The organism is Streptomyces sp. NPDC097981 (assembly GCF_040302565.1).
GTDB lineage: Bacteria > Actinomycetota > Actinomycetes > Streptomycetales > Streptomycetaceae > Streptomyces.
The window spans coordinates 1-1,327 of record NZ_JBEORW010000191.1 but is presented as its reverse complement, the minus strand read 5'-3'; the positions used below and the strand labels follow the sequence as shown (position 1 = coordinate 1,327).

Sequence of the window (1,327 nt, the reverse complement as noted above, 5' to 3'; positions counted from 1 at the left end):
AGCTCGGCGAGGTCGAGGCCGTCCTGGCCGAGCACCCCGCCGTCGCCCAGGCCGCCGTCCTCGCCCGCGACGACCGGCTCATCGGCTACGTCGTGCCGCGCCCGGACACCGCCGTCCGTCCGGCTGAACTGCGCGGCCACGTGGCAAGCCGCCTTCCCGACTACCTGGTCCCGGCCGTCGTCGTGGTCCTGGACGTGCTGCCGCTGACGCCGAACGGGAAGCTGGACCGTGCGGCGCTGCCCGCGCCGGAGTCGGCGGACCCGGAGGAACGCCGGGCACCGCGGACGCCTCAGGAGCAGATCCTGTGCGAGCTGTTCGCGGAGGTGCTGGGCGTGGGTCAGGTCGGGGTCGAGGACGACTTCTTCGACCTGGGCGGGCACTCCCTGCTCGCCACCCGGCTGGTCGCGCGGGTGCGCTCGGTGCTCGGTGTCGAGGTCGGGCTGCGCGTGCTGTTCGCCACGCCGAGCGTGGCCGGACTGGCAGCGGCGCTGGCCGGGGCCGGCCGGGCCAGGCCGGCGCTGACCGTGCGCGAGCGGCCGGAGGCGGTACCGCTGTCCTTCGCCCAGCGCCGCCTCTGGTTCCTGCACCGGATGGACGGCTCCGCCGCGACCTACCACATCCCCTTGGCGCTCCGGTTGTCCGGACCGCTCGACCGATCGGCGCTGGATCAGGCACTGGCCGACGTGACGGCCCGGCACGAGTGCCTGCGGACCGTGTTCCCGGAGGTCGGCGGCGTGCCGTGCCAGCGTGTCCTCGATGCGGACACGGCGCGGCCCCGGGTGCGGCTGGCCGAGGTGCAGGAGGCCGAGCTGCCGGAGCGGCTCGCCGAGGCGGCCCGGCAGCCCTTCGACCTGATGTCGGAGGTGCCGCTGCGGGCGGTGCTGTTCGCGCTGGCGCCGGAGGAGCACGTGCTGCTGGTGGTGATGCACCACATCGCCGGTGACGGCTGGTCCACCGGGCCGCTCTCCCGCGACCTGGCCGAGGCGTATGCAGCCCGGTGCGAGGGCCGGGCGCCGCAGTGGCCGGCCCTGCCGGTGCAGTACGCCGACTACACCTTGTGGCAGCGCGACCTGCTCGGCGACGCGGCCGACCCGGACAGTCGGTTCGCCGAACAACTCGGTTACTGGACACGCCAGTTGGCCGACCTCCCGGAGCGGCTCCAGCTGCCGGCCGACCGGCCGAGGCCGGCCGTCGTCAGCCGGCGCGGAGACCACGTCGGACTTGAGCTGAGTGCCGGACTCCATGCGGGGCTGGTGGAGTTGGCGCGGCGGTCGGGGGCCAGTCTGTTCATGGTGCTGCAGGCGGCGTTGGCCGCGTTGTACACGCG

General features: G+C 74.6%; 1 protein-coding gene. It reads left to right on the top strand.

The window, feature by feature from the left end; genetic code table 11:
- The coding region (locus ABTY04_RS40990; RefSeq protein ID WP_502996836.1) for a condensation domain-containing protein at positions 1–1,327 on the top strand (1,327 nt) is incomplete at both ends.